The organism is Mycobacterium sp. E740 (genome assembly GCF_001672895.1).
Taxonomy (GTDB): Bacteria; Actinomycetota; Actinomycetes; order Mycobacteriales; family Mycobacteriaceae; genus Mycobacterium.
Genome location: NZ_LZKP01000062.1, coordinates 1 through 25148 on the forward strand (window position 1 = coordinate 1; position 25148 = coordinate 25148).

Sequence of the window (25148 nt, forward strand, 5' to 3'; positions counted from 1 at the left end):
CGCTACCGAAAGACGTGCGCCGCATTGTTGTCTGCGGGTCAGACGGAGCGGCAGTCAGGCGGAGCGGCCGCGCTCGCTGCGATACCGGCGCACCAGCGCGTCGGTCGACGAATCCGACTGCTCGGCAGGCGATTTGGCGCTGGTGATGACCGGCAGCAGCGCCTTTGCCTGCGTCTTGCCGAGTTCTACGCCCCACTGGTCGAACGAGTCGATGCCCCAGATGACGCCCTCAGTGAACACCTGGTGCTCGTAGAGCGCGATCAACTGGCCCAACACCGAGGGCGTCAGCTCAGTGGCGAGAATCGACGTGCTGGGCCGGTTGCCGGGCATCACCTTGTGCGGCACCACTTTCGGCGGCGTATCCTCGGCGGCGATCTCCTCGGCCGTCTTCCCGAACGCCAGCACCTGGGTCTGCGCGAAGAAGTTGCTCATCAGTAGGTCGTGCATGCTGCCCGTGCCGTCGGCGGTCGGCAGGTCGTCGGTGGGCTGGGAGAACCCGATGAAATCGGCGGGCACCAGCCGCGTGCCCTGGTGCAGCAGTTGGTAGAACGCGTGCTGGCCGTTGGTTCCCGGTTCGCCCCAGAAGATTTCGCCGGTGCTGGTGGTGACCGGTGACCCGTCGGCACGCACCGATTTGCCGTTGGACTCCATCGTGAGCTGCTGCAGGTAGGCGGGGAAACGGGCCAGGTCGTTCGAATAGGGCAGCACCGCACGGGTTTCCGCGCCGAAGAACTCGTTGTACCAGAGCCCGATCAGCCCGAGCAGCACCGGCACGTTCGCCTCCAGCGGAGCGGTGCGGAAGTGCTCGTCGACGATGTGGAACCCGGACAGGAACTCGCCGAACCGCTCGAGGCCGATGACGGCCATCACGCTCAACCCGATTGCGCTGTCGACGGAGTAGCGGCCCCCGACCCAGTCCCAGAAGCCGAACATGTTCTCGGTGTTGATGCCGAAGTCGTCGACGAGCTTCTTGTTGGTCGACACCGCGACGAAGTGCTTGGCCACCGCGGCGTCCCCGAGCGCGTCGGTGAGCCAGCGCCGCGCAGCCGTCGCGTTGGTCAGCGTCTCGAGTGTCGAGAACGTCTTCGAGGCCACGATGAAAAGCGTTGTGGCCGGGTCGAGTCCGTCGAGCTTGGCCACCAGGTCCGCCGGATCGACGTTCGAGACGAACCGCGCCGAGATGCCCGCGTCGGCGTAGTGCCGCAGCCCGAGCGTCACCATCGCAGGGCCGAGATCCGAACCGCCGATGCCGATGTTGACCACGGTGGCGATGCGCTCGCCGGTCGCGCCGGTCCACTCGCCGCTGCGCAGCCGGTCGGTGAAGGCGCCCATCTTGTCGAGCACATCGTGCACGTCTGCGACGACGTCGCGCCCGTCGACGTGCAAATCGGCGTCGCGCGGCAGCCGCAGGGCCGTGTGCAGGACGGCGCGGTTCTCGGAGGTGTTGATGTGCGCGCCGGCGAACATCGCGTCGCGCTTCTGCTCCAAACCCGCGGCGCGGGCCAGGTCCACCAGCAGACTCAGCGTCTCGCGGGTGACGCGGTGCTTGCTGTAGTCGACGTAGAGGTCGCCGACCGTCGTCGCCAACTCGGTGCCGCGGGAGGGATCCTCGGCGAACAACTCACGCAGATGCCTGGCGCCGATCTCCTCGTGGTGCCGCCGCAGGGCCGCGAAGGCCGGGGTCGAGGCGATGTCTGCAGTCTCGGTTGTTGTCCGCTCTTCGCGCAAGCGCTCATCGCTGCTCATGGATACGACCCTAATGCGGCGAAATGGCCGAGGGTGTAAGGAAGAACGTATGGATACCGCGAAGCTGCTGTCGTCTGTGCCCACCGGACTGTGGATCGGCGGTGAGGAACGCGAGGGCTCGTCGACCTTCGACGTTCTCGACCCGTCCGACGACCAGGTGCTGACCGCCGTGGCCGACGCGACCGCCGAGGACGCGATCGCCGCGCTGGACGCCGCCTGCGCGGTGCAGGCCGACTGGGCCGCCACCGCACCCCGCGAGCGCGGCGAGATCCTGCGCGCGGTGTTCGAGAAGATCACCGACCGCGCCGAGGACATCGCGACGCTGATGACCCTCGAGATGGGCAAGGTGCTGCGCGAGAGCATGGGCGAGGTCACCTACGGCGCTGAGTTCTTCCGCTGGTTCGCCGAGGAGGCCGTGCGCATCGCGGGCCGCTACACTCCGAGCCCGGCGGGCAGCGGTCGCGTCCTGGTCACCAAGCAACCGGTCGGCCCGTGCTACGCGATCACGCCGTGGAACTTCCCGCTGGCGATGGGCACCCGCAAGATCGGCCCGGCGCTGGCCGCCGGCTGCACGATGATCGTCAAGCCCGCCCAGGAGACCCCGCTGACCATGTTGCTGCTGGCCAAGCTGATGGACGAGGCGGGCCTGCCCAAGGGTGTGCTGTCGGTGCTGCCGACGAAGAGCGCCGGCGACGTGACCGCCGCGCTGATCGACGACGGCCGGCTGCGCAAGCTGACCTTCACCGGCTCGACCGGCGTCGGCAAGGCGCTGGTCAAGCAGTCGGCCGACAAGCTGCTGCGGACCTCGATGGAACTCGGCGGCAACGCGCCGTTCGTCGTGTTCGACGACGCGGACGTCGACGCCGCCGTCGACGGCGCGATCCTGGCCAAGATGCGCAACGGCGGCGAGGCATGCACCGCAGCCAACCGCTTCCACGTCGCGAACTCGGTGCGCGAGGAGTTCACCGACAAGCTGGTCAAGCGGATGAGCGAGTTCCAGCTCGGCAAGGGGATCGACGAGTCGGCCACCCTGGGCCCGCTGATCAACGCCAAGCAGGTCGCCACCGTCACCGAGTTGGTCGACGACGCGGTGTCGCGGGGCGCGACCGTCGCGGTCGGTGGTGTCGCCCCCGGCGGGCCGGGCAACTTCTATCCGGCCACGGTGCTGACCGACGTGCCCGCCGACGCCCGCATCCTTTCCGAGGAGGTCTTCGGACCCGTCGCGCCGATCACCGGCTTCGACACCGAGGAGGAGGGCGTCGCCGCGGCCAACGACACCGAGTACGGGCTGGCCGCCTACGTCTACACGCGCTCGCTGGACCGCGCGCTGCGCGTCGCCGACGGCATCGAGTCCGGGATGGTCGGCATCAACCGGGGCGTGATCTCCGACCCGGCGGCGCCGTTCGGCGGCGTCAAGGAGTCCGGCTTCGGGCGCGAGGGCGGCTTCGAGGGCATCGAGGAGTACCTCGAGGTCAAGTACATCGCGTTGACGAAGTAACTCGACACGCCGCCGCGCCTGCCACCGGGCCTCTGCCCGCGCAGGCAAAATTTCGGCAGTGACCGCCGGCCGACGACGCGAGATTCCCGCCCTGGACGGGATCCGCGCCATCGCCGTCGCGCTGGTGCTCGCCGACCACGGCGGCATCCCGGGTGTGCACGGCGGGTTCCTCGGCGTCGACGTGTTCTTCGTGCTGAGCGGTTTCCTCATCACGTCGCTGCTGCTCGACGAGCACGCCCGCACGGGACGAATCCGGCTGCGCGACTTCTGGATCCGCCGGGCCCGCCGGCTGCTGCCCGCGCTGCTGGTCGTCGTGCTCGCGGTGGTGGCCGCGCGCGAGCTGTTCGCGAGCGAGGCGATCTCGACGCTGCGTGAGGACGCCGTCGCCGCGTTCTTCTGGGCGGCCAACTGGGCGTTCGTCGCCCAACGCACCGACTACTTCAGCCAGGGCGCCCCGCCGTCGCCGCTGCAGCACACCTGGTCGCTGGGCGTCGAAGAGCAGTACTACGTGCTGTGGCCGTTGCTGCTGATCGCTCTGGCGTATCTGTGCTGCCGGGGCGAACGGACACATCTGCGGTGGGCGGTGTTCGCGCTCGCCTCAGTGGGTGCGCTCGCGTCGGCGGCGGCGACGATCGTGCTTGTCGACGGGCAGACGCTGAATCGCGTCTACTTCGGCACCGACACCCGCGCGCAGGCGCTGCTCGTCGGCGCCGCGGCGGCCGCCCTGCTGGTGCGCGACTGGACGACCGTGACCATGGCCGGGCCGGTGATCAGGACGCGGTGGCTGCGATGGGTCGCCCGCGCCCTGTCCGTCGTCGGGATTGCGGTGCTGGGATTCGCCGCGCACACCGCGACCGGTGATGTCGGCGACTTCCGCAGTGGCCTGCTGATCGTGGTGGCGCTTGCGGCCGCTCTGGTGGTCGGGGCGGCGGCGATGGATCAGGACGGACCCCTCGCGCGCGTGCTGGCGTGGCGGCCGCTGGTGCTGCTCGGCGCGATCTCCTACGGCGTCTACCTGTGGCACTGGCCGATCTTCCTGGTGATCAACGGTGAGCGCACGGGGTGGTCCGGCTGGTCGTTGTTCGCGCTGCGGTGTGCGGCGACGCTCGGGCTGGCGGCGCTGTCGTGGTGGCTGCTCGAACAGCCGATCCGGCGCTGGCGGCCGGTGATCGTGCCGATGCTGCCGCTGGCAGGCGCGACCGCCGCCACCGCAGCGGTCATCACGATGACGGTGCTGCCGGTCGGCGTGCCGCCCGCCTCCGTGCAGAATCCGGGCATCGATTCCGCCGCGCTGGTCGCACCGGAGGTGCCCGTCGCGGTGCAGCGTCCTGTCACCCGCAAACCGGGCACCCGGACCGTCGCGGTCTTCGGGGACTCCGTCGGGTGGACGGTGATGCGCTACCTGCCCGAAACACCCGGCTTCGCGTTCGCCGACTACACGATGATCGGCTGTGGCATCGCGCGCGGCGGACCGTACCGGTACACCGGGCAGCCGTTGAACCAGAAACCGGAGTGCGACTCGTGGCCGAGCAGGTGGGCCGAACGCATCAAGCATGAGCGCCCGGACGCGGTGCTGCTGATCATCGGTCGCTGGGAGGTCGTCGACCGCATGCACGAGGGCCGCTGGATGCACATCGGCGACCCGGTCTACGACGGGTATCTCCGCTCCGAGCTCAATCGCGTGTTCGACATCCTGTCGGCGACCGGCGCGCGCGTCGTCGTCACCACCGAGCCGTACAACCGCCGTGCCGAGAGATCGGACGGCAGCCTCTATCCGGAGGACGACCCCGATCGCACCGACGACTGGAACGCCTTGCTGCGCAGCGTCGTCAAGTACCGGCAGAACGTGTCGGTTCTCGACCTCAACCGCAAGCTGGGCCCGAACGGCGGCTACACCAACCGGATCAACGGCATCCGGATCCGCACCGACGGGGTGCACCCGACGCCGGAGGCGGTGGAGTGGTTGACGCCGTGGCTGACCGACGCGCTGCGCTGACGCGGCTGATCTACTGGTGGCCGAGGCGGCCGCGGCCCAGACGCAACAGCAGCATCGCGAGGTCCTTGCCGTCGGGGCCGAGTTCGCTGTAGCGCTCGATCACCTTCATCTCGCGGCTGTGCACGAGGCGGGTGCCGCCGGAGGCCATCCGGGCCTGGCCGATCATTTTGGACACCTCGGTGCGGCGCTTCACGGCAGCCAGGATCTCGGCGTCGAGCCGGTCGATCTCCTGGCGCAGGTCATCGATATCGGGCACAGTCTCGGTTTCGCTCGTCATGGGATTCTCACAGGTCTCTGGCCGCGGATCCGCGAGCGGCCGACGAGACAGAGTGTGCCACCAACGGCGTCACCGGCGCAAAGCCCGATGGGTGGTTCACCGCGGGGTTGTCGCTGGACAGCGGTAGGTTTGTAAGTCGACATGAGCGCACCGAACCTGGCCACCGAAACCGACCAACTGCTCGACGGGCTCAACCCGCAGCAGCGCAAAGCCATCCTGCACGAGGGCTCGCCGTTGCTCATCGTCGCCGGCGCAGGCTCCGGCAAGACCGCGGTCCTCACCCGCCGGATCGCCTACCTGCTGGCCGCCCGTGACGTCGGCGTCGGGCAGGTGCTGGCCATCACCTTCACGAACAAGGCCGCCGCGGAGATGCGCGAGCGTGTCGTGCAGCTGGTCGGGCCGCGCGCTCGCTCGATGTGGGTGTCGACGTTTCACTCCACGTGTGTGCGGATCCTGCGCAACCAGGCCTCGTTGATCAAGGGCCTGAACTCGAACTTCTCGATCTACGACGCCGACGACTCGCGCCGCCTGCTGCTGATGATCGGCAAGGACATGGGCCTGGACACCAAGCGGTATTCGCCGCGGCTGCTGTCCAACTGCATCTCCAACCACAAGAACGAGTTGGTCGGTCCGGAGCAGGCGGCCGCCGAGGCGTCGGAGGCGGGCGAGGAACTGCCCGGCATCATCGCCGAAGTCTACGCGGAGTACCAGCGTCGCCTGCGCGCCGCCAACGCGCTCGACTTCGACGACCTGATCGGTGAGACGGTCGCTGTGCTGCAAGCCTTTCCGCAGATCGCGCAGTACTACCGGCGGCGGTTCCGGCACATCCTCGTCGACGAGTACCAGGACACCAACCACGCCCAGTACGTGCTGGTCCGGGAACTGGTCGGCACGGAAACGGTTGACGGTGTGGCACCCGCCGAGCTGTGCGTGGTGGGTGACGCCGACCAGTCGATCTACGCGTTCCGCGGTGCGACCATCCGCAACATCGAGGACTTCGAACGCGACTTCCCCAGCGCCACAACGATTCTGCTGGAACAGAACTACCGCTCCACGCAGAACATCCTGAACGCCGCGAACTCGGTGATCTCCCGCAACACCGGTCGCCGCGAGAAGCGGCTGTGGACCGACGCGGGGGAGGGCGAGCTGATCGTCGGCTACGTCGCCGACAACGAGCACGACGAAGCGCGGTTCGTCGCCCAGGAGATCGACGCGCTGGTCGACGGCGGGGCGACGTACAACGACGTGGCGGTGTTCTACCGCACCAACAACTCGTCGCGCGCATTGGAAGAGGTCTTCATCCGCGCCGGCATTCCGTACAAAGTCGTCGGTGGCGTGCGCTTCTACGAACGCCGGGAGATCCGCGACATCGTCGCCTACCTGCGAGTGCTGGACAACCCCGGCGACTCGGTGAGCATGCGCCGCATCCTCAACACCCCGCGGCGCGGTATCGGGGACCGCGCCGAAGCCTGCGTGGCGGTGTACGCCGAGAATGCCGGGTGCAGCTTCAACGACGCCCTGCAGGCGGCCGCCGAGGGCAGGGTTCCGATGCTCAACACCCGCGCCGAGAAATGCATCTCGGGTTTTGTGGAGATGCTCGACGAGCTGCGCGGCCGCCTCGACGGCGAACTGGGGGAGCTGGTCGAGGCGGTGCTGGACCGCACCGGCTACCGCGCCGAGCTCGAGTCGTCCAGCGACCCACAGGATCTCGCGCGTCTCGACAACCTCAACGAATTGGTCAGCGTCGCACATGAATTCAGCACCGACCTGGCCAACGCGCGAGCACTCGCCGAGGACGAACCCCTCGACGAGGACGTTCCCGACACCGGGGTGCTGGCTCAGTTCCTGGAGCGGGTGTCGCTGGTGGCCGACGCCGACGAACTGCCCGAACACGGCGCCGGAGTCGTGACGATGATGACGCTGCACACCGCCAAGGGCCTCGAGTTCCCGGTCGTGTTCGTCACCGGCTGGGAGGACGGCATGTTCCCGCACATGCGGGCGCTGGGCGACCCCGGCGAGCTGTCCGAGGAACGCCGGTTGGCCTACGTCGGCATCACCCGGGCGCGGCAGCGGCTCTACCTGAGCCGCGCCAAGATCCGCTCGTCGTGGGGGCAGCCGATGCTCAACCCGGAATCGCGGTTCCTCAAGGAGATTCCGCAGCACCTCATCGACTGGCGCCGCACCGATCCGACCCCGTCGTTCAGCGCGCCGGGCCGCACGTCTTCGGCAGGGCGCGGGCAGATGTTCGGCACCGCGCGCCCGTCACCGACGCGATCCGGCGCCGCCAAGCGCCCGCTGCTGGTGCTCGAACCCGGCGACCGGGTCACCCACGACAAGTACGGGCTGGGTCGCGTCGAGGAGGTCACCGGCGCTGGGGAGTCGGCGATGTCGCTCATCGACTTCGGCAGCTCCGGTCGCGTCAAGCTGATGCACAACCACGCGCCGATCACCAAGCTCTAGGAGCGCTACGACTGCGCCCACCGTCCGGTGATCGGCAGTGCCGCCAAGGCGATGCTCGCAAGCGGCAGGACCGGAATCGCGTACACCACCGGCGGAAGCTTCGCGCCCGCGACGAACAGGCTCGAGAAGATGAGCAGCGCCACCACCGCACCGACCACGACGAGCAACCGGCTCACCCGGCGGCGCAGCAGTAAGCCGATCAGGCCCGTGATCAACGCCGCCGCGGAGATCGCGGTCAGAAAGCCGATGGCGACGCAGAACAACCGGTCCGACCGCCACCACGCGGTGATCAGGTCGGTCGCGATGACGGCGGTGGCCCAGCCGCTCAGGATCGCGACCACCGCGGTCGCTATCGCGCCGTTCGCGTTGGGAGCCGAGCGGCGTGCGGGTGTGACGGCGGCAGGTCTGGCCCGGGGAATATAACCCGTCTGCGGCTCGGCCTGCTCGGTCAGTTCCGTGGCGTCGACATCGACGACCTGCGTGGCATCGTCCGCGACCGGGATCGCCCCCGTGGGGTGGCGGCGGATGATCTTCGTCTCCGGATCGGACTCCGGGCGGCGTGGCTGCGCAGCTTCGGAACGTCCGGAGTCGGGGGCGTCGTCGCTGGCCACCGGGCCAGATTAGTTCGTGGGGCTCAGGCCGCGCTTGGCCAGCCAGCCGACCGGGTCGACGCGGTCGGTGCCGTTGAGGTGCACCTCGAAGTGCAGGTGCGGACCCGTCGAGTTGCCGGTGTTGCCCATCTTGGCGATCTGGTCGCCCGCCCAGACACGCTGGCCGACCTCGACGTTCCACGCGCTCAGGTGGCCGTACAGCGTCACCGTTCCGTCTGCGTGACGCAGCTTGACCCAGTTGCCGTATCCGGCCTGCGGGCCCGCGGCGATGACGACGCCGTCGGCGGCGGCCAGGATCGGCGTGCCGATCGAGTTGGCGAGGTCGATCCCGGCGTGCAGCGCGCCCCAGCGATAGCCGAAGCCGGACGTCCAGACACCCTTGGTCGGCATCACGAACATCGGCCGCTGCAGCCGTGCTTCGCGGTCCGCCCGCTCCTGGGCGAATGCGGCGGCCTTCTGGATCTCCTCGGAGTGCATGGCCGAACTGGCGGCCGGCGTCACGGCGACGATCTGCATGCCGTCGACCGAGCCGCTGATCGGGCTGGCGAGCGGGTCCGCACCGACCGCCAGCACGGTCTCCGGGGACGACTCGTGCGCGGCGTTGGCCATCGAGTACGCGCCGGCGGCGGTCGCACCGACTGCCATTGCGGCGACCATCAGCCGACCCTTCACCGGCACTTCCTGCTTGCGGTGCTGGGCCCGCCGGCTGCCGATGTGGATGACGTCGGTTGCGGCCGCGCCGTCACTGGTGTCGGTGTGGCTGTCACGGTAAGCGTGGGTGCGGCGCGAGTGGCGCGGGCCGGCCCGGAACTCCGACGGGACGGCCAATCGCAGCGGCACCAGATCGTCGGAGTCGTTCAGGTCGTCGAGTTCGGGCGCGTGGATGACCTGTGCTTCGCGGTCGAACGCGCTGTTCTCGCGAAAGTCGACGTCAGTGCCCAGATCGGGCAGGTCGCCGAACTCATTGAACGGGATGATGTCGGTGACTTCGGCGGCGGATTCCCTTGCCCTACCGTCAATTTGCCGTTTCGTCGACGATCTGCGAATGGATCCGGACGAACGGTGCGCAGCCAACGTGAAGAATCCTTGCTTTTCGTGATGCTTGCCGTGATCGAAACGTTATCGAGGCCAGAGGCACGGTAACCAAATCCCGTTGACAGGTGCAAGCCGTGCGGCTATTCCGGCACCGATTGTGACTTGTATCACGGAGTGTGCGCCGGTGAGATCTGCCACATGAGCGGTAGGCGGTGCCAACGCGTCCTCGGCGTCTGGATAAAGTGCCTGCGAGCCTTCGGCCCAACTCCGCAATCGACGCGCTAGAGACAAGGGACGTTCCAAAGCCAATGGATCTTTTCGAATACCAGGCGAAAGAGCTCTTCGCCAAGCACAACGTACCCACCACGCCGGGCCGGGTGACCGACTCCGCTGAGGACGCCAAGGCGATCGCCGAGGAGATCGGCAAGCCTGTGATGGTCAAGGCGCAGGTGAAGACCGGCGGCCGCGGCAAGGCGGGCGGCGTGAAGTACGCGGCCACGGCCGACGACGCGCTCAACCACGCGCAGAACATCCTCGGCCTCGACATCAAGGGGCACATCGTCAAGAAGTTGCTGGTGTCCGAGGCCAGCGACATCGCCGAGGAGTACTACATCTCGTTCCTGCTCGACCGGGCGAACCGCACCTACCTGGCGATGTGCTCCGTCGAGGGCGGCATGGAGATCGAAGAGGTCGCCGCCACCAAGCCGGACCGGCTGGCCAGGGTCCCCGTCGACGCGACCAAGGGTGTCGACGAGGCGTTCGCGCGCGAGATCGCCCAGAAAGGGCATCTGCCCGAGGAGGTGCTCGACGCCGCGGCGGTGACGATCGCCAAGCTCTGGGAGGTGTTCGTCGCCGAAGACGCCACCCTCGTCGAGGTCAACCCGCTGGTGCGCACGCCGGACGACCAGATCCTGGCGCTCGACGGCAAGGTCACCCTCGATGGCAACGCCGACTTCCGCCATCCCGAGCACGCGGAGTTCGAGGACCGCGACGCCACCGATCCGTTGGAGCTCAAGGCCAAGGAGAATGACCTCAACTACGTCAAGCTCGACGGCCAGGTCGGCATCATCGGCAACGGAGCGGGCCTGGTGATGTCGACGCTGGACGTCGTCGCCTATGCGGGGGAGAAGCACGGCGGCGTCAAGCCGGCGAACTTCCTCGACATCGGCGGTGGCGCCTCGGCCGAGGTGATGGCCGCGGGCCTCGACGTGATTTTGAACGACGAGCAGGTCAAGAGCGTGTTCGTCAACGTGTTCGGCGGGATCACCGCCTGCGACGCGGTGGCCAACGGCATCGTCAACGCGCTGAAGATCCTCGGCGACGAGGCCAACAAGCCGCTCGTCGTCCGGTTGGACGGCAACAACGTCGAAGAGGGCCGGCGCATCCTGGCCGAGGCCAACCATCCGCTGGTGACCGAGGTCGGAACCATGGACGAAGCCGCCGACAAGGCCGCCGAGCTGGCGGCGAAGGCCTGAGAGGACTGAAATGTCGATCTTTCTGAACAAGGATTCCAAGGTCATCGTCCAGGGCATCACCGGCGGCGAAGGCACCAAGCACACCGCGTTGATGCTCAAGGCGGGCACCCAGCTGGTCGGCGGCGTCAACGCCCGCAAGGCCGGAACGACGGTGTCGCACAAGGACGCTCAAGGCAACGACATCGAGCTGCCGGTGTTCGAATCCGTCGCCGAGGCGATGAAGGAGACGGGCGCCGACGTGTCGGTGGTGTTCGTTCCGCCGAAGTTCGCCAAGGACGCGATCATCGAGGCCATCGACGCGGAGATCCCGCTGCTCGTCGTCATCACCGAGGGAATCCCGGTGCAGGACACCGCATATGCGTGGGCCTACAACGTCGAGAAAGGTCAGAAGACCCGCATCATCGGCCCGAACTGTCCGGGCATCATCACGCCTGGCGAGGCGCTGGCCGGGATCACGCCCGCCAACATCACCGGCTCGGGACCTGTTGGCCTGGTGTCGAAGTCGGGCACGCTGACCTACCAGATGATGTTCGAGCTGGGCGACCTCGGGTTCTCCACCTCGATAGGCATCGGCGGCGACCCGGTCATCGGCACCACGCACATCGACGCGATCGAGGCGTTCGAGAAGGACCCCGACACCAAGATCATCGTGATGATCGGTGAGATCGGCGGCGACGCCGAAGAGCGTGCGGCCGACTACATCAAGGCCAACGTCACCAAGCCGGTCGTCGGCTACGTCGCGGGCTTCACCGCGCCGGAGGGCAAGACGATGGGCCACGCCGGAGCGATCGTCTCGGGATCGTCGGGCACCGCGCAGGCCAAGAAGGAAGCGCTCGAGGCCGCGGGCGTCAAGGTCGGCAAGACGCCGTCGGAGACCGCCCGGCTGGCTCGGGAGATCCTGCAGAACCAGTAGCAATTCACCGCCGAAATAGCATTCCTGGTCGCTGTCGCGTCGAAATCGCGACCGGGAATGCTATTTCGCGTTGTGAGGGCCGGACGAACACGCGCCGCCGACGTCTATTAGCCTGTCGAATTAACAGTTGTCAGGAGGTCGGTAATGGTCGCTCCCCGCACCCCGGTGATCGTCGGCGTCGGGCAGTTCACCGAGCGCATCGACGACCCGGGCTACCGCGGCATGTCCGCGGTCGACCTCGCCACCGAGGCGGTACGGGCCGCGCTGGCCGACACGGGCGTCGACCCGGCCGCGATGGCACAGTCCGTCGAGACGGTCTACGGGCTGCGGCAGTTCGAAATCTCCGGGCCCATGCCGGCGACGCTGGGCAAGTCGAACAACTACCCGCGCTCGGTGATGCGCCGAGTCGGCGGCGACCCGGCCCGCGTCGTCCTCGAGCCGGTCGGCGGCCAGAGCCCGCAGAAGCTCGTCACCGAGGCCGGGAACGCCCTCGCAGCAGGCGAATTCGACGTGGCGGTGGTCATGGGTTCCGAGCCGGGGTCGACGGCGCGGTACTTCGCCGATCGCGACGACAAGCCGGACTTCACCGAACACGTCGATGGACAGTTGGAGGACCGCGGTCACCAGGTCCAGCAGTACTTCACCGAATACACCGCTTCGCACGGATTGACCGGCGCCGCAGTGCAATACGGCCTGCTGGACAACGCGCGCCGGGCCCGCCTCGGCCTGGGCGTGGCCGACTACCGGCGGTTGATGGCCGAGTTGTTTGCGCCGATGTCGAAAGTCGCTGCCAAGAACCCGTTCTCGTCCTCGCCGGTCGAACGCTCGGTCGACGAGATCGTCACCGCCACCGACGACAACCGGATGATCTGCGACCCGTACCCCCGTTTGCTGGTGGCACGCGACCAGGTCAACCAGGGCGCCGCGGCGATCATGATGTCGGTCGAGGCGGCGCGCAGGCTCGGTGTGCCCGAACACAAATGGGTTTACCTGCACGGTCACGCGGACATGGTCGAACAGGACCTGCTCGACCGGGTCGATCTGGGTGCCAGCCCGGCGGCCGTACACGCCGCGCGAGAAGCGTTGCGGGTGGCGGGGATCGGTGTCGACGACATCGCCACTTTCGACCTGTACAGCTGCTTCCCGTTCCCGGTCTTCGTCGTCTGCGAGGGCCTCGGAATCGACGGCGACGACCCGCGTGGCCTGACGGTGACCGGCGGGCTGCCCTACTTCGGCGGCCCGGGCAACAGCTACTCGCTGCACGCGATCGCCGAGACGGTCGCGCAGATGCGCGACCAGCCGGGGCAGTTCGGCTTCGTGGGCGCCAACGGCGGCACGATGAGCAAGTACTCGACGGGCATCTATTCGACGCGCCCTGTCGACTGGCGCACGGACCGCAGCGCAGACCTCAACGCGGAAGTCGCAGCGCTGCCGACGGTTCCGGTCAACGAGTGGCCAGAAGGCCGCGGCAGGATCGAGACGTACTCGGTGCGTTACGACTGGCCTGTGCGCACCGGCGTCATCGTCGGCAGGGCCGAAGCGGACGACTCGCGCTTCATGGCCCTCACCGAGGACGAGGACCTCGTCGCGCTGATGTCCGACGGGGATCCACTCGGTGCCGCGATCACGGTGCGCCGCGACGGCAAGATCAACCGCGCGAGCCTGGCGTAGCTCCTGGTGAAGCGCGTACTGCTCGCGGTGCTGCTGCTGACGCTGGCCGTCGGATGCGCTCAGCGACAACCGGATCGGGACGCGCTGACCGTCTTCGCGGCGGCGTCGCTCAAGAGCGCGTTCACCGAGATCGGCAAGCAGTTCGAGGCGGACAACCCGGGCACACGAGTGGAGTTCTCCTTCGCAGGGTCCTCTGACCTCGTCACACAGCTGACGCAGGGCGCGCATGCCGACGTGTTCGCCTCCGCGGACGCCAGGAACATGGACAAGGCCGCCTCGGCGGGGTTGCTCGCCGGCGACCCGGTGAACTTCGCGTCGAACACGCTGACCATCGTCGTTCGGCCCGGAAACCCGAAGAACATCAACGCCTTACGTGATCTGGAGCAGCCGGGGGTCAGCACCGTCGTGTGCGCACCACAGGTGCCCTGTGGCTCTGCGACGCAGAAGGTCGAGCAGTCGGCGGGGGTGAAACTCGTGCCGGTGAGCGAGGAGTCGTCGGTCACCGACGTCCTCAACAAGGTCACCAGCGGCCAGGCCGATGCAGGAATCGTGTACGTCACCGACGCCGAGGATGCGGGCGAGAAGATCTCTGCAGTCCCGTTACCCGAAGCTTCGACGGCTGTGAACACGTATCCGATCGCTGTCCTCAAAGATGCCGGAAACGCCGATCTCGCAAAGAGATTCGTCGACGCGGTGACGGGCGAGGCGGGGCAGAAGGTGCTCGGCGAAGCGGGCTTCGCGAAGCCCTAGACCACGGCGGCGAGCCGCCAATCAGACCAGCGCAGCCAGCTTGCCGGCCAACCGCTCGACGTAGGCGGCGACCTCGTCGGCGGACTTGTCGGGCAGACCGAAGAGCACCTCGGTGACGCCGAGATCCGCCCAACGAGCGAGCTTTTCGGGATCGGGCTTGAAGTCGAGCGCCACGATCTGCGGTGCGCCCTCGCGGTCCGCGGCCGCCCAGGTGTCCTGCAGCAGCTTGACCGGCTCGTCGATGTCGAAGTCGCGCGGCGTGGTGATCCAGCCGTCGGCCGACCGCGCGATCCACTTGAAGTTCTTCTCGGTGCCGGCGGCGCCGACGAGTACCGGGATGTGCGACTGCGCGGGCTTCGGCCACGCCCAGCTCGGCCCGAAGTTGACGAACTCGCCCTCGTAGGAGGCTTCCTCCTGAGTCCACAGCGCGCGCATCGCCTCCAGATACTCGCGCAGCATCGTGCGTCGGCGCCCCGGCGGCACGTTGTGGTCGGCGAGTTCGTCGGTGTTCCAACCGAAGCCGACGCCGAGGCTGACACGGCCGCCGGACAGGTGATCGAGCGTCGCGATCGACTTCGCCAGCGTGATCGGGTCGTGCTCGACCGGCAGCGCAACGGCCGTCGACAGCCGCACTCGCGATGTCACCGCCGCCGCGGTCCCGAGGCTGACCCAGGGGTCGAGCGTGCGCATATAGCGGTCGTCGGGCAGCGACTCGTCGCCCGTGGTGGGATGCGCGGCCTGCCGCTTGATCGGGATGTGGGTGTGCTCGGGCACGTAGAACGTGGTGAAGCCGTGGTCGTCGGCCAGCTTCGCGGCCGACGCGGGCGTGATCCCGCGGTCACTGGTGAACAGCACGAGCCCATAGTCCATGCCCGAATTAGAACGTGTTCTAGTCAGAAGGGCAAGCGCCGGTCCGACACAAATGTTCACGACGAGTGATACCGGCGACGGGGGCGACCGGCGCTGCTGTCATGTCAGACCATGACGACCGAACGCATCGCCGACCACGTGAAGTTCGCCTACTGGGTGCCCAATGTCAGTGGCGGCCTGGTCACCAGCGACATCGAGCAGCGCACCGACTGGAACTACGAGTACAACGCCAAGCTCGCGCAGACCGCGGAGAACAACGGCTTCGAGTACGCGCTGTCGCAGGTGCGCTACGAGGCCAGCTACGGCGCCGAGTTCCAGCACGAGTCGACCAGCTTCTCGCTCGCGCTGCTGCTGGCCACGCAGAGGCTCAAGGTGATCGCGGCCGTCCACCCGGGGCTCTGGCAGCCCGGCGTGCTCGCCAAGCTCGGCGCGACCGCCGACCACCTCTCGGGCGGCCGGTTCGCCGTCAACGTCGTCTCGGGCTGGTTCAAGGACGAGTTCACCCATCTGGGCGAGCCCTGGCTCGAACACGACGAGCGCTACCGCCGCAGCGCGGAGTTCCTGCAGGTGCTGCGCAAAATCTGGACCGAGGACGACGTGGATTTCCGCGGCGACTTCTACCGGATCCACGACTTCACGCTCAAGCCGAAACCGCTCAACACGCCTGAGCGTCCCAACCCGGAGCTGTTCCAGGGCGGCAATTCCACCGCGGCTCGCCGCAACGGCGGCCGCTACGCCGACTGGTACTTCTCCAACGGCAAGGACTTCGACGGGGTCACTGAGCAGATCGTCGACGTCCGTGATCACGCCCGCACTGTCGGGCGCGAGGTCCGCTTCGGCCTCAACGGGTTCATCATCGCCCGCGACACCGAAAGGGAAGCGAAGGAGACGCTGCGCGAGATCGTCGACAAGGCGAACCGCCCCGCGGTGGCGGGATTCCACGCCGCCGTGCAACAGGCCGGCAACTCGACGGCGGACAAGCGCGGCATGTGGGCCGATTCGACGTTCGAGGACTTGGTGCAGTACAACGACGGCTTCCGCACGCAGTTGATCGGCACACCAGAGCAGATCGCCGAACGCATTGCGGCGTACCGCAAACGCGGCGTCGACCTCATCCTCGGTGGCTTCCTGCACTTCCAGGAGGAGATCGAGTACTTCGGCGCCAACGTGCTGCCGTTGGTGCGCGAGATCGAGGAGGCCGAGCGGGACACCGTGGGCGAGCCGGTGCTGATCTCGGCCTGACCGACCGTGCGCTAGCGTGGATTCGACGCCCGCCCGAGCACAGGAGAGGCCATGTCTTACCCATCAGGTCCGCCCGGTAGCCCCGGCTACCCGTCCGCACAGCAGCCGACCACCCAGTTCTCCGCCCAGACCCAACAGTTCGGCAGCGCGCCGTCGGCCACCGACGAAGCGAACAAGCTGCCGACGTACCTCGCCATCGCGGCGGCGGTGCTGGGTCTGGCGGTGTACCTGTCGAATTTCGCGCCGCTGTTCACCATCTCGGCCTCCGATTTCCCCGGGCTCGGCAGCATCAGCGGCAGCTCGATCGGTCTGGTGCTCGCCGTCGGCGCCTCGCTGCTGGCGGGGCTCTTCGCCGGAGCGAGCCTGCTGCCCCGGCAGTCCACGTTCACCGCGGTGTACGCCGTGCTGGCGGTCGCCGCGTTCCTCCTGGTCATCGCGGAGGTGATCAACAGGCCCAGCGGCGCATCGATCGACTGGGGCCTCTACCTGATCATCGCCTTCACGCTGCTGCAGGCGATCGTCGCGGTGGCGGCGCTGCTCTTCGAGTCCGGCGTGATCAGCCCGCCTGCGCCGCGGCCGAAGTACGACCAGTCCTACGGACAGCAGTACGGCGGTGCCGGCCAGTACTACGGCCAGCCGGGTCAGCTCGGCCAGGGCCATCACGGCGGCCCGCAGCATCAGCACCAGCGGCAGGGATACCCGTCGACGTACCCGGGCGGGTACTCGAGCGGCCCGTCGACAGGCGGCTATCCCGCGCAGGGCCAGCAGCAACAGCAGCAAGGCCAGCAGCAACAGGGTCAGCACAGCCAACATCACGGCCAGCACCAGGGGTCCCCGACCCCGCCGACCGGCTTCCCCGCGTACGGCCAGCCGCCGTCGTCGTCGGCTCAGACCTCGGCCCAGACGCCGGGTCAGTCATCAGGACAGGCGTCGGCGCCGACGACTCAGGCTCCGACACAACAGTCGTCTTCCTCGCAGTCAGGGCCGACCCCCTCCTAGGTGAGCCAGTAGTCTGAGCCGCGCGTGCGTCACCGTCGCACGCCAGCCTGACTGAGGAGCGGCCCAACCCGTGGATCAACGGCCAGTCGGCACACGCCAGGCGCGTGAGCTGCTTCGGGTCGCGTTCGGGCCGTCGTTGGTGGCGCTCGTCGTCATCGCGGCGATCGTGTTGCTGCAGCTGTTGATCGCCAACAGCGACATGACCGGCGCGCTCGGCGCGATCGCCAGCATGTGGCTGGGCGTGCACCTGGTGCCGGTGTCGATCGCCGGCGCCGAGTTGGGTGTCATGCCGCTGCTGCCCGCATTCGCGATGGTGTGGGGGACGGCGCGCACGACCGCCGCAGCCACCTCGCCGCGCGGCTCGTGGTTCGTGACGCGCTGGGTCGTCGGCTCGGCGCTGGGCGGCCCGCTGCTGATCGCCGCGATCGCGCTTGCCGTCGTCCACGATGCCGCTTCGGTGCTCACCGAACTGCAGACCCCCAATGCGCTGCACGCGTTCGGCGGCGTCCTGGCCGTCCACGCGATCGGCGCGGCGGTGGGGGTGGGGTCTCGACTCGGGCGCCGGCTGCTGACAGCTTCGGCGCTCCCCGGCTGGGTCCCCGATGCGGTGCGCGCCGCCGCCGCCGGCGTGCTCGCGCTGCTCGGCCTCTCCGGGGTGGTGGCGGCCGGCTCGATGGTCGTGCACTGGTCGACGATGCACGACCTCTACTCGATCACCGACTCGATCTTCGGGCAGCTCAGCCTGACCGTGCTGTCGGTGCTCTACATACCGAACGTGCTCGTCGGCACGGCCGCGGTGGCCGTCGGGTCGAGCGCACACGTCGGGCTGGCCACGTTCAGCTCGTTCACCGTGTTCGGTGGTGACATCCCGGCTCTTCCCGTGCTGGCGGCGGTGCCGTCGCCGCCGCTCGGCCCGGTCTGGGTGGCGCTGCTGATCGTCGCGGCCGCTTCGGCGGTGGCGGTCGGGCAACAGTGTGCGCGACGGCCGCTGCCGCCGGGACCGGCGTTGGCGAAGCTGGTCGTCGCTTCTGGGCTGGCGGCGCTGACCATGGCGCTGCTGGGTTACGCCGGCGGCGGGCGGTTGGGCAACTTCGGCGACGTCGGCGTCGACCAGGCGACGTTCGGGCCCGCGGTCTTCATCTGGTTCGCCGGGATCGGCGCGCTCACCGTCGCAATGACGGGTGGTATCGCCCGCAGGGCGCGGGTGCCGGTTCCCGAGGCCGACCCGGAGCCCGAACCGGAGCCCGAACCAGAACTCGACGAGCAGGTTCTCGAAGAGCCGGCCCCTGTCGAACCCGAGCCGGAACCCGTGCCCGTCGCCGAGACCGATCCCGTCGTGGAAGCCGACGTCGAACCCGACAGCCGGCCCGTCGCCGACCCCGAGGAGCACTTCATGGCGGACGACGACGACGCACCACGCACCCATTAGGCTGCCAGGCGTGCAGCAACCCCTCCGTGTGCCCCCGAAGGTGCCTGCACGGGTGGTGGTGCTCGCATCGGGTACCGGTTCGCTGCTGCGGTCGCTGCTGGATGCCACCGGCGGCGAGTATCCCGCGCGGATCGTCGCCGTCGGGACCGACCGCTCATGCCCGGCCGTGGAGATTGCGGCGGCCGCCTCCGTGCCGGCCTACACGGTGCGGTTGGGCGACCATCCGGACCGGGCCGCGTGGGATGCGGCGATCACCGAGGCGACGGCCGCCCACGAGCCGGACCTGATCGTATCCGCGGGCTTCATGAAAATACTTGGGCCGCAGTTCCTCTCACGTTTCATGGGGCGCATCATCAACACCCATCCCGCACTGCTGCCGGCCTTTCCCGGCGCGCATGCGGTACCCGACGCCCTCGACTACGGAGTCAAAGTGACGGGGTGCAGCGTGCATCTCGTCGATGCGGGTACCGATACGGGTCCGGTGTTGGCTCAGGAGGCGGTGCCCGTCCTCGACGACGACGACGAGGCGACCCTGCACGAACGGATCAAGGTCGTCGAACGGCGACTGCTGGTGGATGTCCTGGCCGCGGTAGCTGTCCGCGGCGTGACCTGGACTGGACGAAAGGCAAGAATCGGATGACCGAGGGCAAGCGGCCGGTTCGGCGGGCGCTGATCAGCGTGTACGACAAGACCGGCCTGGCCGAGTTGGCCCGCGGCCTGCACGACGCGGGCGTCAGCATCGTGTCGACCGGTTCGACCGCGAAAACCATTGCCTCCACCGGTGTTCCGGTGACGCCGGTGGAAGAGGTCACCGGCTTCCCGGAGGTGCTCGACGGGCGGGTGAAGACACTGCACCCGCACGTGCACGCCGGTCTGCTCGCCGATCAGCGCAAGCCCGAACACGTTTCGGCGCTGGCGGACCTCGGTGTCGCGGCGTTCGAACTCGTCGTCGTCAACCTGTACCCGTTCACCGAGACCGTGGACTCCGGTGCCGGCGAAGACGAGTGCGTCGAGCAGATCGACATCGGCGGGCCCTCCATGGTGCGGGCGGCCGCCAAGAACCACCCGAGCGTCGCCGTGGTGGTCGACCCGCTCGGCTACGACGGCGTGCTCGCTGCGGTGCGTGCCGGCGGGTTCACGCTGGCCGAGCGGAAGCGGCTGGCCGCGTTGGCGTTTCGGCACACCGCCGAGTACGACGTCGCGGTGGCGTCGTGGATGGGTTCGGTTCTCGCGCCGTCCGCGGATCAGTCGCCGCTGCCGGAGTGGGTCGGTGCCACCTGGCGCCGCAGCGCGGTGTTGCGCTACGGCGAGAACCCGCACCAGCAGGCCGCGCTCTACCGCAACGACGCCGTGTGGCCGGGCCTGGCGCAGGCCGAGCAGCTGCACGGAAAAGAGATGTCCTACAACAACTACACCGACGCCGACGCGGCGTGGCGGGCCGCGTTCGACCACTCCGAGATCTGCGTGGCGATCATCAAGCACGCAAACCCGTGCGGTATCGCGATCTCGTCGGTGTCGGTCGCAGATGCGCACCGCAAGGCCCACGAGTGCGATCCGCTGTCGGCGTTCGGTGGCGTGATCGCGGCCAACACCGAGGTGACCGTCGAGATGGCCGAGACCGTCGCCGACATCTTCACCGAGGTGATCATCGCGCCCGCCTACGAACCCGGCGCGGTGGAAGTTCTGGCCCGCAAGAAGAACATTCGCGTGCTGGTCGCCTCCGAGCCGCAACCGGGTGGCACGGAGTTCCGTCAGGTCAGTGGTGGCTTGTTGGTGCAGCAGCGCGACGAGTTCACCGCCCCGGGCGACGACCCGCTCAACTGGACGTTGGCCACCGGCGAGCCCGCCGATCCGGCGACGCTGGCGGACCTGAAGTTCGCCTGGCGGGCGTGCCGAGCGGTGAAGTCGAACGCGATCGTCGTCGCGGCCGACGGCGCGACCGTCGGCGTGGGCATGGGCCAGGTCAACCGTGTCGACGCGGCCAGGCTGGCGGTGCAACGCGCGGGCGACCGGGTGCGCGGCGCCGTCGCGGCGTCGGACGCGTTCTTCCCGTTCCCCGACGGCCTCGAGGTGCTCACCGATGGCGGTGTGCGGGCCATCGTGCACCCGGGCGGTTCGGTGCGGGACGACGAGGTCACCGCGGCGGCGGCCAAGGCCGGCATCACTCTGTACCTCACCGGGGCGCGCCACTTCGCGCACTAGCCGTTTGCACGCCGGCAAATCCCTATAGTCGTCCTGATGAGGACACGGGGCAGGCCGCGGCAGATCAGCCGGGAGCGGATCGTCTCGGCCGCACGGACCGTCGCGCCCGAAGCGTTGACGATGCAGGCGGTTGCCGACGTCCTCGGTGTCGATCCCAAGGCGCTCAACTATCACGTGGGCGATCGGGACGCGCTGCGTGAACTGGTGGCCGTCGACGTCTTCGAATCCGAACTCAGCCGTGTCACCCTGCCCTCCGACGGTGACTGGCGCGACGTGTTGCGCAGCTATGCCGCGGCGTTGCGCGACGCGGTGGTGAAGCTGGGGGTGCTGGCGCCCTACTTCCGGCTACCTGCAACGGGATTGGGCGCGCTGGCGCCGGTGGAGCGTGTGCTGCAGGTCCTCGTCGATTCGGGATGCACTGTCGACGAGGCCGGTCGCATCCTGCGACTGGTCAGCGAGTTGGGGCATGCGGCCGGCCGGGAAGCCGTGCTGTCGGCGGAAATTCACACCCACCCCAACGTGTCCGAGGTGGCGACCGCACTGCATGGCGCCGAGTCGGGGGCCTTTCCGCTGTTGCGTCAGGTGATCGCCGGTCGGGACGGTGACGACGGCGATGGCGATGGCCGGCAGTTGGAGTTCAACCTCGATGTGGTGATCGCCGGACTGGACAATTTTTTCCGAGCAGGAAAAAAGATGTCGAAAAGGCCGCGAGCCAATCGCGCTACTGGCTAGCATGGCCTCGCCCGGGCTAGGAGGTGCCGAGTTGCCCAACCAACTCCATCACGTCGTCATGCGTAGCCACTCCGCCGACACGTTCATTGGCTTCCTGACCGATGTCGTCGGCATGGAAGTGCAACACCACTTTCGGGTGCCCGGTGACATCCTGGAGGCCACTCTCGGGTGGCCGCCGTCGGACGGTGCCGACGTGACGATTCTCGGCACCGGCACCGCCGGACTCATCGAGGTCCTCGACGTCCCGGAACATCTGCGCGCCGTGGCGCCGGAAGGCCTTGCCGCACTGTCCTTTCTGACCGATGACTATGCCAACGCCCAGCAGAAGGCGCGCGCCTTCACCGACGACGTGACCGTCCTCGACGTCGGGATGCCGGGCGTGGAGCTCTTCTTCTGCACGATGGGCGGCGTCCCCATGGAGTTCATGGGCAGCTACGAAGCCGACGCCATGCAGGCCGCAGCCGGCGATGGATGACGCCGACGCGCTCGTCGACGTCGAGTCGATCAAGCTGTTGAAGGCCCGCTACTGCCGCTACCTGGACGCCAAGGACTGGGCGGCCTGGCGGACACTGTTCGCACCGGACCTCGTCGCCGAACTCGGCGGTCGCGTCATCACCGGCGCCGATGCGTTCGTCGCTTACACCAGGAGCACGCTCGGCAGGCCGAGTCAGAGGACCGTGCACCACGTTCATGCCCCGGAGATCTCGCTGACGTCGCCGACGACCGCCCGCGGGGTGTGGGCACTCAACGACGTGGTGCGGCTGATCCCGTCGGTCACGCTGCACGGCTACGGCCACTACCACGAGACCTACCGCAAGGGCGATGACGGCTGGCTGCTGGCGACCTGGAAGTTGACCCGGCTGCGGGAGGATCTCGTCACGCCGCTGCTGACATTCAACGGCGCCACCAGGTTACGCGGCGTCGCAGCCGCAATCGCCCGAAAGGGGCTGCTGTGACAAGGATTTCGGGAAAGCGCGTGTTGGTCACGGGCGCCAGCGGCGTTGTCGCCTTCCCCGTCGCCGTCGAACTCGCCAAGTCGAACGAGGTCTTCGCGGTCGCGCGGTTCTCCGACCCGGCTCAGAGTCGCATGCTCGAACAGGCCGGCGCGCATCCGATCGCGTTCGACCTCGCCGACCCGGACCTCTCGCCGCTGCCGGAGGCGGTCGACATCGTCATCAACTACGCGGTGCTGCCGCCCACCCAGGCAACCGCCTATGAGGTCAACGCCGGCGCCGCGGGCCGACTCGCCCGGCGCTATCGGGATTGCGAGGCGTTCGTGCACGGCAGCACGGGGTCGCTGTACCAGTACCAGGGGGAGCGCCCGCTGCGCGAGGACGATCCCTACGGTCTGCACAGCTCTGCGGAGAACTACGCCGCAAGCAAGATCGCGGCCGAGTTCCTGCTCAAGCATCTCAGCCTCGACTACCAGCTGCCGACCGTGATCGTGCGGATCTTCTCCTTCTACGGTCCCCGCGGCGGCGGCGTCACCCAGCGCATCGACCAGATCATCCGCGGCGAACCGGTGAGCGTCTATCCCGGTGTGCGCAACCTCCACACCCCGCTCTACGAGGACGACTACGTCGAAAAGACCATCGCCGCAGCCGGTATCGCGAAGGTCGGCGCCGAAATCGTCAACGTCGGCGGCACCGAACCCGTTACCACGCAGGAGTACTGCCGGATGGCAGGCGAAATGCTCGGCAAAGAACCGACTTTCGTCGAGGACAGCAAGGCGTGGCCGATCTGGGCGGACACCACCAAGATGGTCGCACTGCTAGGGTCGAACAAGGTGTCGGTGCGCGAGGGCGTGCGCCGGACCATCGAATCGGCCGCGGCCCGCCTGCACACCGCCCATCACGTCATCGGCGAGCCGGCGAAGGCCGGCCGATGATCACGTTCATCGCCAACCTGCATGTGCCGCAAGCCAATGCCGACGCTTTCGAAGAACTGATGCACCATGTGTCGACCATGTCCAACCAGGAGCCCGGCGTCATCCACTACGGCTTCGCGCGCAGCGTCGAGCAGCCCGAGGAGTACGTCGTCATCGAGGTCTACGCCGATGCGGCCGCCTGCGCGTCACACGGCACCACCGAGTGGGTGCGCGAGTCGATACCGAAGTACCTCGCCCTGATCGAAGGTATGCCGCGCATCGTTCAGTACGTCAGTCCCGGCGCAGATCCCATCCCGATGGCATGAGCGCGTCAGCGGTTGCCGTCGTGCGCCGATTCACGGCCGCTCTGCACAACGGGAATCTGGACGACGCCTGCCGCGTCCTCGACGACGGCTTCGTTCTGCACGAGGCCGGTGGCCTGCCCTACAGCGGCGACCATCACGGTCCGGACGGGTTCCGCGCGCTGCTGGCCGACATGACCCGGGACATGGAACTGACCCGCGGCCCGCTACAGCTGGAGGCCCTGACCGAGGACACGGTGGTGTCCCGCTTCGCGCTCACGTTCACGGCGCGCTCCGGCCGCAGCGTGACGATGAACCTCGTCGAGATCTACCGGGTGCGTGCCGACAAGATCGTCGAGTTGGACGTCTACTACAAAGACCCCACGGCGGTCACGGCGCTGCTGGGCTCTTGACTGTCGTGCCGCGCGACCGTGCACTAACTCTGACATTTGCGCGGCGTGTCGGCTGCAGACCCGCACTCTCGCGGGACAAGTCGTAGCTTGGAGTGGTGACCCAACCCCAAGATCTACCCCGCACCGTCGGCGAGCTGAAGGCGTCCGGCCACCGCGAGCGGGGCGTCAAAGAAGAGATCCGCGACAACCTGTTGGCCGCGCTGGCCGAGGGCAGCGACCCGTGGCCCGGCATCTTCGGCTTCGAGGACACCGTGATCCCGCAGTTGGAACGCGCGCTGATCGCCGGCCACGACGTGGTGCTGCTCGGCGAACGCGGGCAGGGCAAGACGCGGTTGCTGCGCGCGCTGACCGGTCTGCTCGACGAATGGACCCCGGTGATCGCCGGCTCCGAGCTGGGTGAGCACCCGTACACCCCGATCACCCCGGAGTCGATCCGGCGGGTGGCCGACTCCGGTGACGACCTGCCGATCACCTGGCGGCATCGCAGCGAGCGCTACACCGAGAAGCTGGCCACCCCGGACACCAGCGTGGCCGACCTGGTCGGCGACATCGACCCGATCAAGGTGGCCGAGGGTCGCAGCCTCGGCGACCCGGAGACCATCGCCTACGGTCTCATCCCGCGCGCGCACCGCGGCATCGTCGCGATCAACGAGCTGCCCG

23 protein-coding genes and 1 pseudogene are annotated in these 25148 nt (G+C 68.2%); 19 read left to right on the forward strand and 5 right to left on the reverse strand.

All coding sequences use genetic code 11. The features are described 5' to 3' along the window. Positions 1-54: 54 nt before the first annotated feature. Entirely contained in the window at positions 55-1746 is a 1692-nt protein-coding gene (gene pgi, locus A5663_RS05630) for a glucose-6-phosphate isomerase (protein WP_068145048.1), read from the reverse strand. A 49-nt stretch (positions 1747-1795) separates the two neighbouring features. On the opposite strand from pgi, the gene A5663_RS05635 reads away from it, so the two are divergent. Then, positions 1796-3244 carry an NAD-dependent succinate-semialdehyde dehydrogenase gene (locus A5663_RS05635; RefSeq protein ID WP_068145053.1) on the forward strand — a complete coding sequence of 483 codons (1449 nt, stop codon included), beginning with the start codon at positions 1796-1798 and terminating at the stop codon, positions 3242-3244. A gap of 58 nt (positions 3245-3302) precedes the next feature. After that, a complete protein-coding gene (locus A5663_RS05640) occupies positions 3303-5240 on the forward strand; it encodes an acyltransferase family protein (protein WP_068145057.1) in 1938 nt (645 codons plus the stop codon). Positions 5241-5250: 10 nt separating this feature from the next. Here A5663_RS05640 and A5663_RS05645 read toward each other — a convergent pair whose 3' ends face one another. Next, positions 5251-5517: a chorismate mutase gene (locus A5663_RS05645; protein WP_068145061.1), complete on the reverse strand. Its 267-nt coding sequence runs from the start codon at positions 5515-5517 to the stop codon at positions 5251-5253. A gap of 141 nt (positions 5518-5658) precedes the next feature. Between A5663_RS05645 and pcrA the strand changes: the two genes are divergently transcribed. Beyond that, positions 5659-7977, forward strand: a complete 2319-nt coding sequence (pcrA, locus tag A5663_RS05650) for a DNA helicase PcrA (protein ID WP_068145064.1) — start codon at positions 5659-5661, stop codon at positions 7975-7977. 5 nt (positions 7978-7982) lie between these two features. Here pcrA and A5663_RS05655 read toward each other — a convergent pair whose 3' ends face one another. Continuing rightward, positions 7983-8588 carry a hypothetical protein gene (locus A5663_RS05655; RefSeq protein ID WP_068145067.1) on the reverse strand — a complete coding sequence of 202 codons (606 nt, stop codon included), beginning with the start codon at positions 8586-8588 and terminating at the stop codon, positions 7983-7985. A 9-nt stretch (positions 8589-8597) separates the two neighbouring features. Next, positions 8598-9662, reverse strand: coding sequence for a M23 family metallopeptidase (locus tag A5663_RS05660; RefSeq protein ID WP_068145071.1), 1065 nt, complete (start codon positions 9660-9662; stop codon positions 8598-8600). A 269-nt stretch (positions 9663-9931) separates the two neighbouring features. On the opposite strand from A5663_RS05660, the gene sucC reads away from it, so the two are divergent. The 4 genes from sucC to modA all read left to right on the forward strand — a co-directional run bounded on the left by sucC (position 9932) and on the right by modA (position 14432). Continuing rightward, the gene (gene sucC, locus A5663_RS05665; RefSeq protein ID WP_068145075.1) at positions 9932-11098 is read left to right on the forward strand and encodes an ADP-forming succinate--CoA ligase subunit beta; all 1167 of its coding nucleotides are present in this window, start codon (positions 9932-9934) and stop codon (positions 11096-11098) included. Positions 11099-11108: 10 nt separating this feature from the next. Continuing rightward, a complete protein-coding gene (sucD, locus tag A5663_RS05670; RefSeq protein WP_068145078.1) occupies positions 11109-12011 on the forward strand; it encodes a succinate--CoA ligase subunit alpha in 903 nt (300 codons plus the stop codon). A 144-nt stretch (positions 12012-12155) separates the two neighbouring features. Continuing rightward, a complete protein-coding gene (locus A5663_RS05675) occupies positions 12156-13682 on the forward strand; it encodes an acetyl-CoA acetyltransferase (protein WP_068145081.1) in 1527 nt (508 codons plus the stop codon). 6 nt (positions 13683-13688) lie between these two features. Then, on the forward strand, positions 13689-14432 hold the full coding sequence (gene modA / locus A5663_RS05680) for a molybdate ABC transporter substrate-binding protein (protein WP_068145084.1): 744 nt from the start codon (positions 13689-13691) through the stop codon (positions 14430-14432). A 21-nt stretch (positions 14433-14453) separates the two neighbouring features. Here the strand turns inward: modA and A5663_RS05685 are convergent, their stop codons facing one another. Then, the gene (locus tag A5663_RS05685; protein WP_068145087.1) at positions 14454-15302 is read right to left on the reverse strand and encodes an LLM class F420-dependent oxidoreductase; all 849 of its coding nucleotides are present in this window, start codon (positions 15300-15302) and stop codon (positions 14454-14456) included. A gap of 111 nt (positions 15303-15413) precedes the next feature. Here A5663_RS05685 and sfnG point away from each other — a divergent pair, with 111 nt between their 5' ends. From sfnG to A5663_RS05745, 12 genes and pseudogenes are all read left to right on the forward strand, one after another. Beyond that, a complete protein-coding gene (sfnG, locus tag A5663_RS05690; RefSeq protein WP_068145089.1) occupies positions 15414-16544 on the forward strand; it encodes a dimethylsulfone monooxygenase SfnG in 1131 nt (376 codons plus the stop codon). Between the two features lie 51 nt (positions 16545-16595). Next, positions 16596-17543, forward strand: a complete 948-nt coding sequence (locus A5663_RS05695) for a DUF5336 domain-containing protein (protein ID WP_068145092.1) — start codon at positions 16596-16598, stop codon at positions 17541-17543. 70 nt (positions 17544-17613) lie between these two features. Beyond that, positions 17614-18972 carry a DUF6350 family protein gene (locus A5663_RS05700; RefSeq protein ID WP_068145097.1) on the forward strand — a complete coding sequence of 453 codons (1359 nt, stop codon included), beginning with the start codon at positions 17614-17616 and terminating at the stop codon, positions 18970-18972. 10 nt (positions 18973-18982) lie between these two features. Beyond that, a complete protein-coding gene (gene purN, locus A5663_RS05705; RefSeq protein WP_068145099.1) occupies positions 18983-19612 on the forward strand; it encodes a phosphoribosylglycinamide formyltransferase in 630 nt (209 codons plus the stop codon). Next, positions 19609-21174: a bifunctional phosphoribosylaminoimidazolecarboxamide formyltransferase/IMP cyclohydrolase gene (gene purH, locus A5663_RS05710; protein ID WP_068145101.1), complete on the forward strand. Its 1566-nt coding sequence runs from the start codon at positions 19609-19611 to the stop codon at positions 21172-21174. Before purN ends, purH begins: the two co-directional genes overlap by 4 nt. 36 nt (positions 21175-21210) lie before the next feature. Then, positions 21211-21906, forward strand: a complete 696-nt coding sequence (locus tag A5663_RS05715; RefSeq protein WP_068145105.1) for a TetR/AcrR family transcriptional regulator — start codon at positions 21211-21213, stop codon at positions 21904-21906. A 58-nt stretch (positions 21907-21964) separates the two neighbouring features. Continuing rightward, the gene (locus A5663_RS05720) at positions 21965-22381 is read left to right on the forward strand and encodes a hypothetical protein (protein ID WP_231976698.1); all 417 of its coding nucleotides are present in this window, start codon (positions 21965-21967) and stop codon (positions 22379-22381) included. Beyond that, positions 22374-22862, forward strand: coding sequence for a nuclear transport factor 2 family protein (locus A5663_RS05725; RefSeq protein WP_068145109.1), 489 nt, complete (start codon positions 22374-22376; stop codon positions 22860-22862). Before A5663_RS05720 ends, A5663_RS05725 begins: the two co-directional genes overlap by 8 nt. Next, positions 22859-23794: an NAD(P)-dependent oxidoreductase gene (locus tag A5663_RS05730; protein ID WP_068145113.1), complete on the forward strand. Its 936-nt coding sequence runs from the start codon at positions 22859-22861 to the stop codon at positions 23792-23794. The genes A5663_RS05725 and A5663_RS05730 overlap by 4 nt, the downstream gene beginning before the upstream one ends. Beyond that, positions 23791-24099 (forward strand): putative quinol monooxygenase, encoded by a 309-nt coding sequence (locus A5663_RS05735; RefSeq protein ID WP_068145118.1) that lies wholly within the window; start codon positions 23791-23793, stop codon positions 24097-24099. Before A5663_RS05730 ends, A5663_RS05735 begins: the two co-directional genes overlap by 4 nt. After that, positions 24096-24488 (forward strand): nuclear transport factor 2 family protein, encoded by a 393-nt coding sequence (locus A5663_RS05740; protein WP_068145121.1) that lies wholly within the window; start codon positions 24096-24098, stop codon positions 24486-24488. The genes A5663_RS05735 and A5663_RS05740 overlap by 4 nt, the downstream gene beginning before the upstream one ends. A 95-nt stretch (positions 24489-24583) precedes the next feature. After that, positions 24584-25148: pseudogene (locus tag A5663_RS05745) on the forward strand (magnesium chelatase); the annotation flags it as partial.

What these genes read in the sequence shown, in the direction of transcription:
- pgi (WP_068145048.1), bottom strand. Translation starts at nt 1,746, where the DNA reads ATGAGCAGCGATGAGCGCTTGCGCGAAGAGCGGACAACAACCGAGACT.
- A5663_RS05635 (WP_068145053.1), top strand. Translation starts at nt 1,796, where the DNA reads ATGGATACCGCGAAGCTGCTGTCGTCTGTGCCCACCGGACTGTGGATC.
- A5663_RS05645 (WP_068145061.1), bottom strand. Translation starts at nt 5,517, where the DNA reads ATGACGAGCGAAACCGAGACTGTGCCCGATATCGATGACCTGCGCCAG.
- pcrA (WP_068145064.1), top strand. Translation starts at nt 5,659, where the DNA reads ATGAGCGCACCGAACCTGGCCACCGAAACCGACCAACTGCTCGACGGG.
- sucC (WP_068145075.1), top strand. Translation starts at nt 9,932, where the DNA reads ATGGATCTTTTCGAATACCAGGCGAAAGAGCTCTTCGCCAAGCACAAC.
- sucD (WP_068145078.1), top strand. Translation starts at nt 11,109, where the DNA reads ATGTCGATCTTTCTGAACAAGGATTCCAAGGTCATCGTCCAGGGCATC.
- A5663_RS05675 (WP_068145081.1), top strand. Translation starts at nt 12,156, where the DNA reads ATGGTCGCTCCCCGCACCCCGGTGATCGTCGGCGTCGGGCAGTTCACC.
- A5663_RS05685 (WP_068145087.1), bottom strand. Translation starts at nt 15,302, where the DNA reads ATGGACTATGGGCTCGTGCTGTTCACCAGTGACCGCGGGATCACGCCC.
- sfnG (WP_068145089.1), top strand. Translation starts at nt 15,414, where the DNA reads ATGACGACCGAACGCATCGCCGACCACGTGAAGTTCGCCTACTGGGTG.
- A5663_RS05695 (WP_068145092.1), top strand. Translation starts at nt 16,596, where the DNA reads ATGTCTTACCCATCAGGTCCGCCCGGTAGCCCCGGCTACCCGTCCGCA.
- purH (WP_068145101.1), top strand. Translation starts at nt 19,609, where the DNA reads ATGACCGAGGGCAAGCGGCCGGTTCGGCGGGCGCTGATCAGCGTGTAC.
- A5663_RS05715 (WP_068145105.1), top strand. Translation starts at nt 21,211, where the DNA reads ATGAGGACACGGGGCAGGCCGCGGCAGATCAGCCGGGAGCGGATCGTC.
- A5663_RS05720 (WP_231976698.1), top strand. Translation starts at nt 21,965, where the DNA reads ATGCGTAGCCACTCCGCCGACACGTTCATTGGCTTCCTGACCGATGTC.
- A5663_RS05725 (WP_068145109.1), top strand. Translation starts at nt 22,374, where the DNA reads ATGGATGACGCCGACGCGCTCGTCGACGTCGAGTCGATCAAGCTGTTG.
- A5663_RS05735 (WP_068145118.1), top strand. Translation starts at nt 23,791, where the DNA reads ATGATCACGTTCATCGCCAACCTGCATGTGCCGCAAGCCAATGCCGAC.
- A5663_RS05740 (WP_068145121.1), top strand. Translation starts at nt 24,096, where the DNA reads ATGAGCGCGTCAGCGGTTGCCGTCGTGCGCCGATTCACGGCCGCTCTG.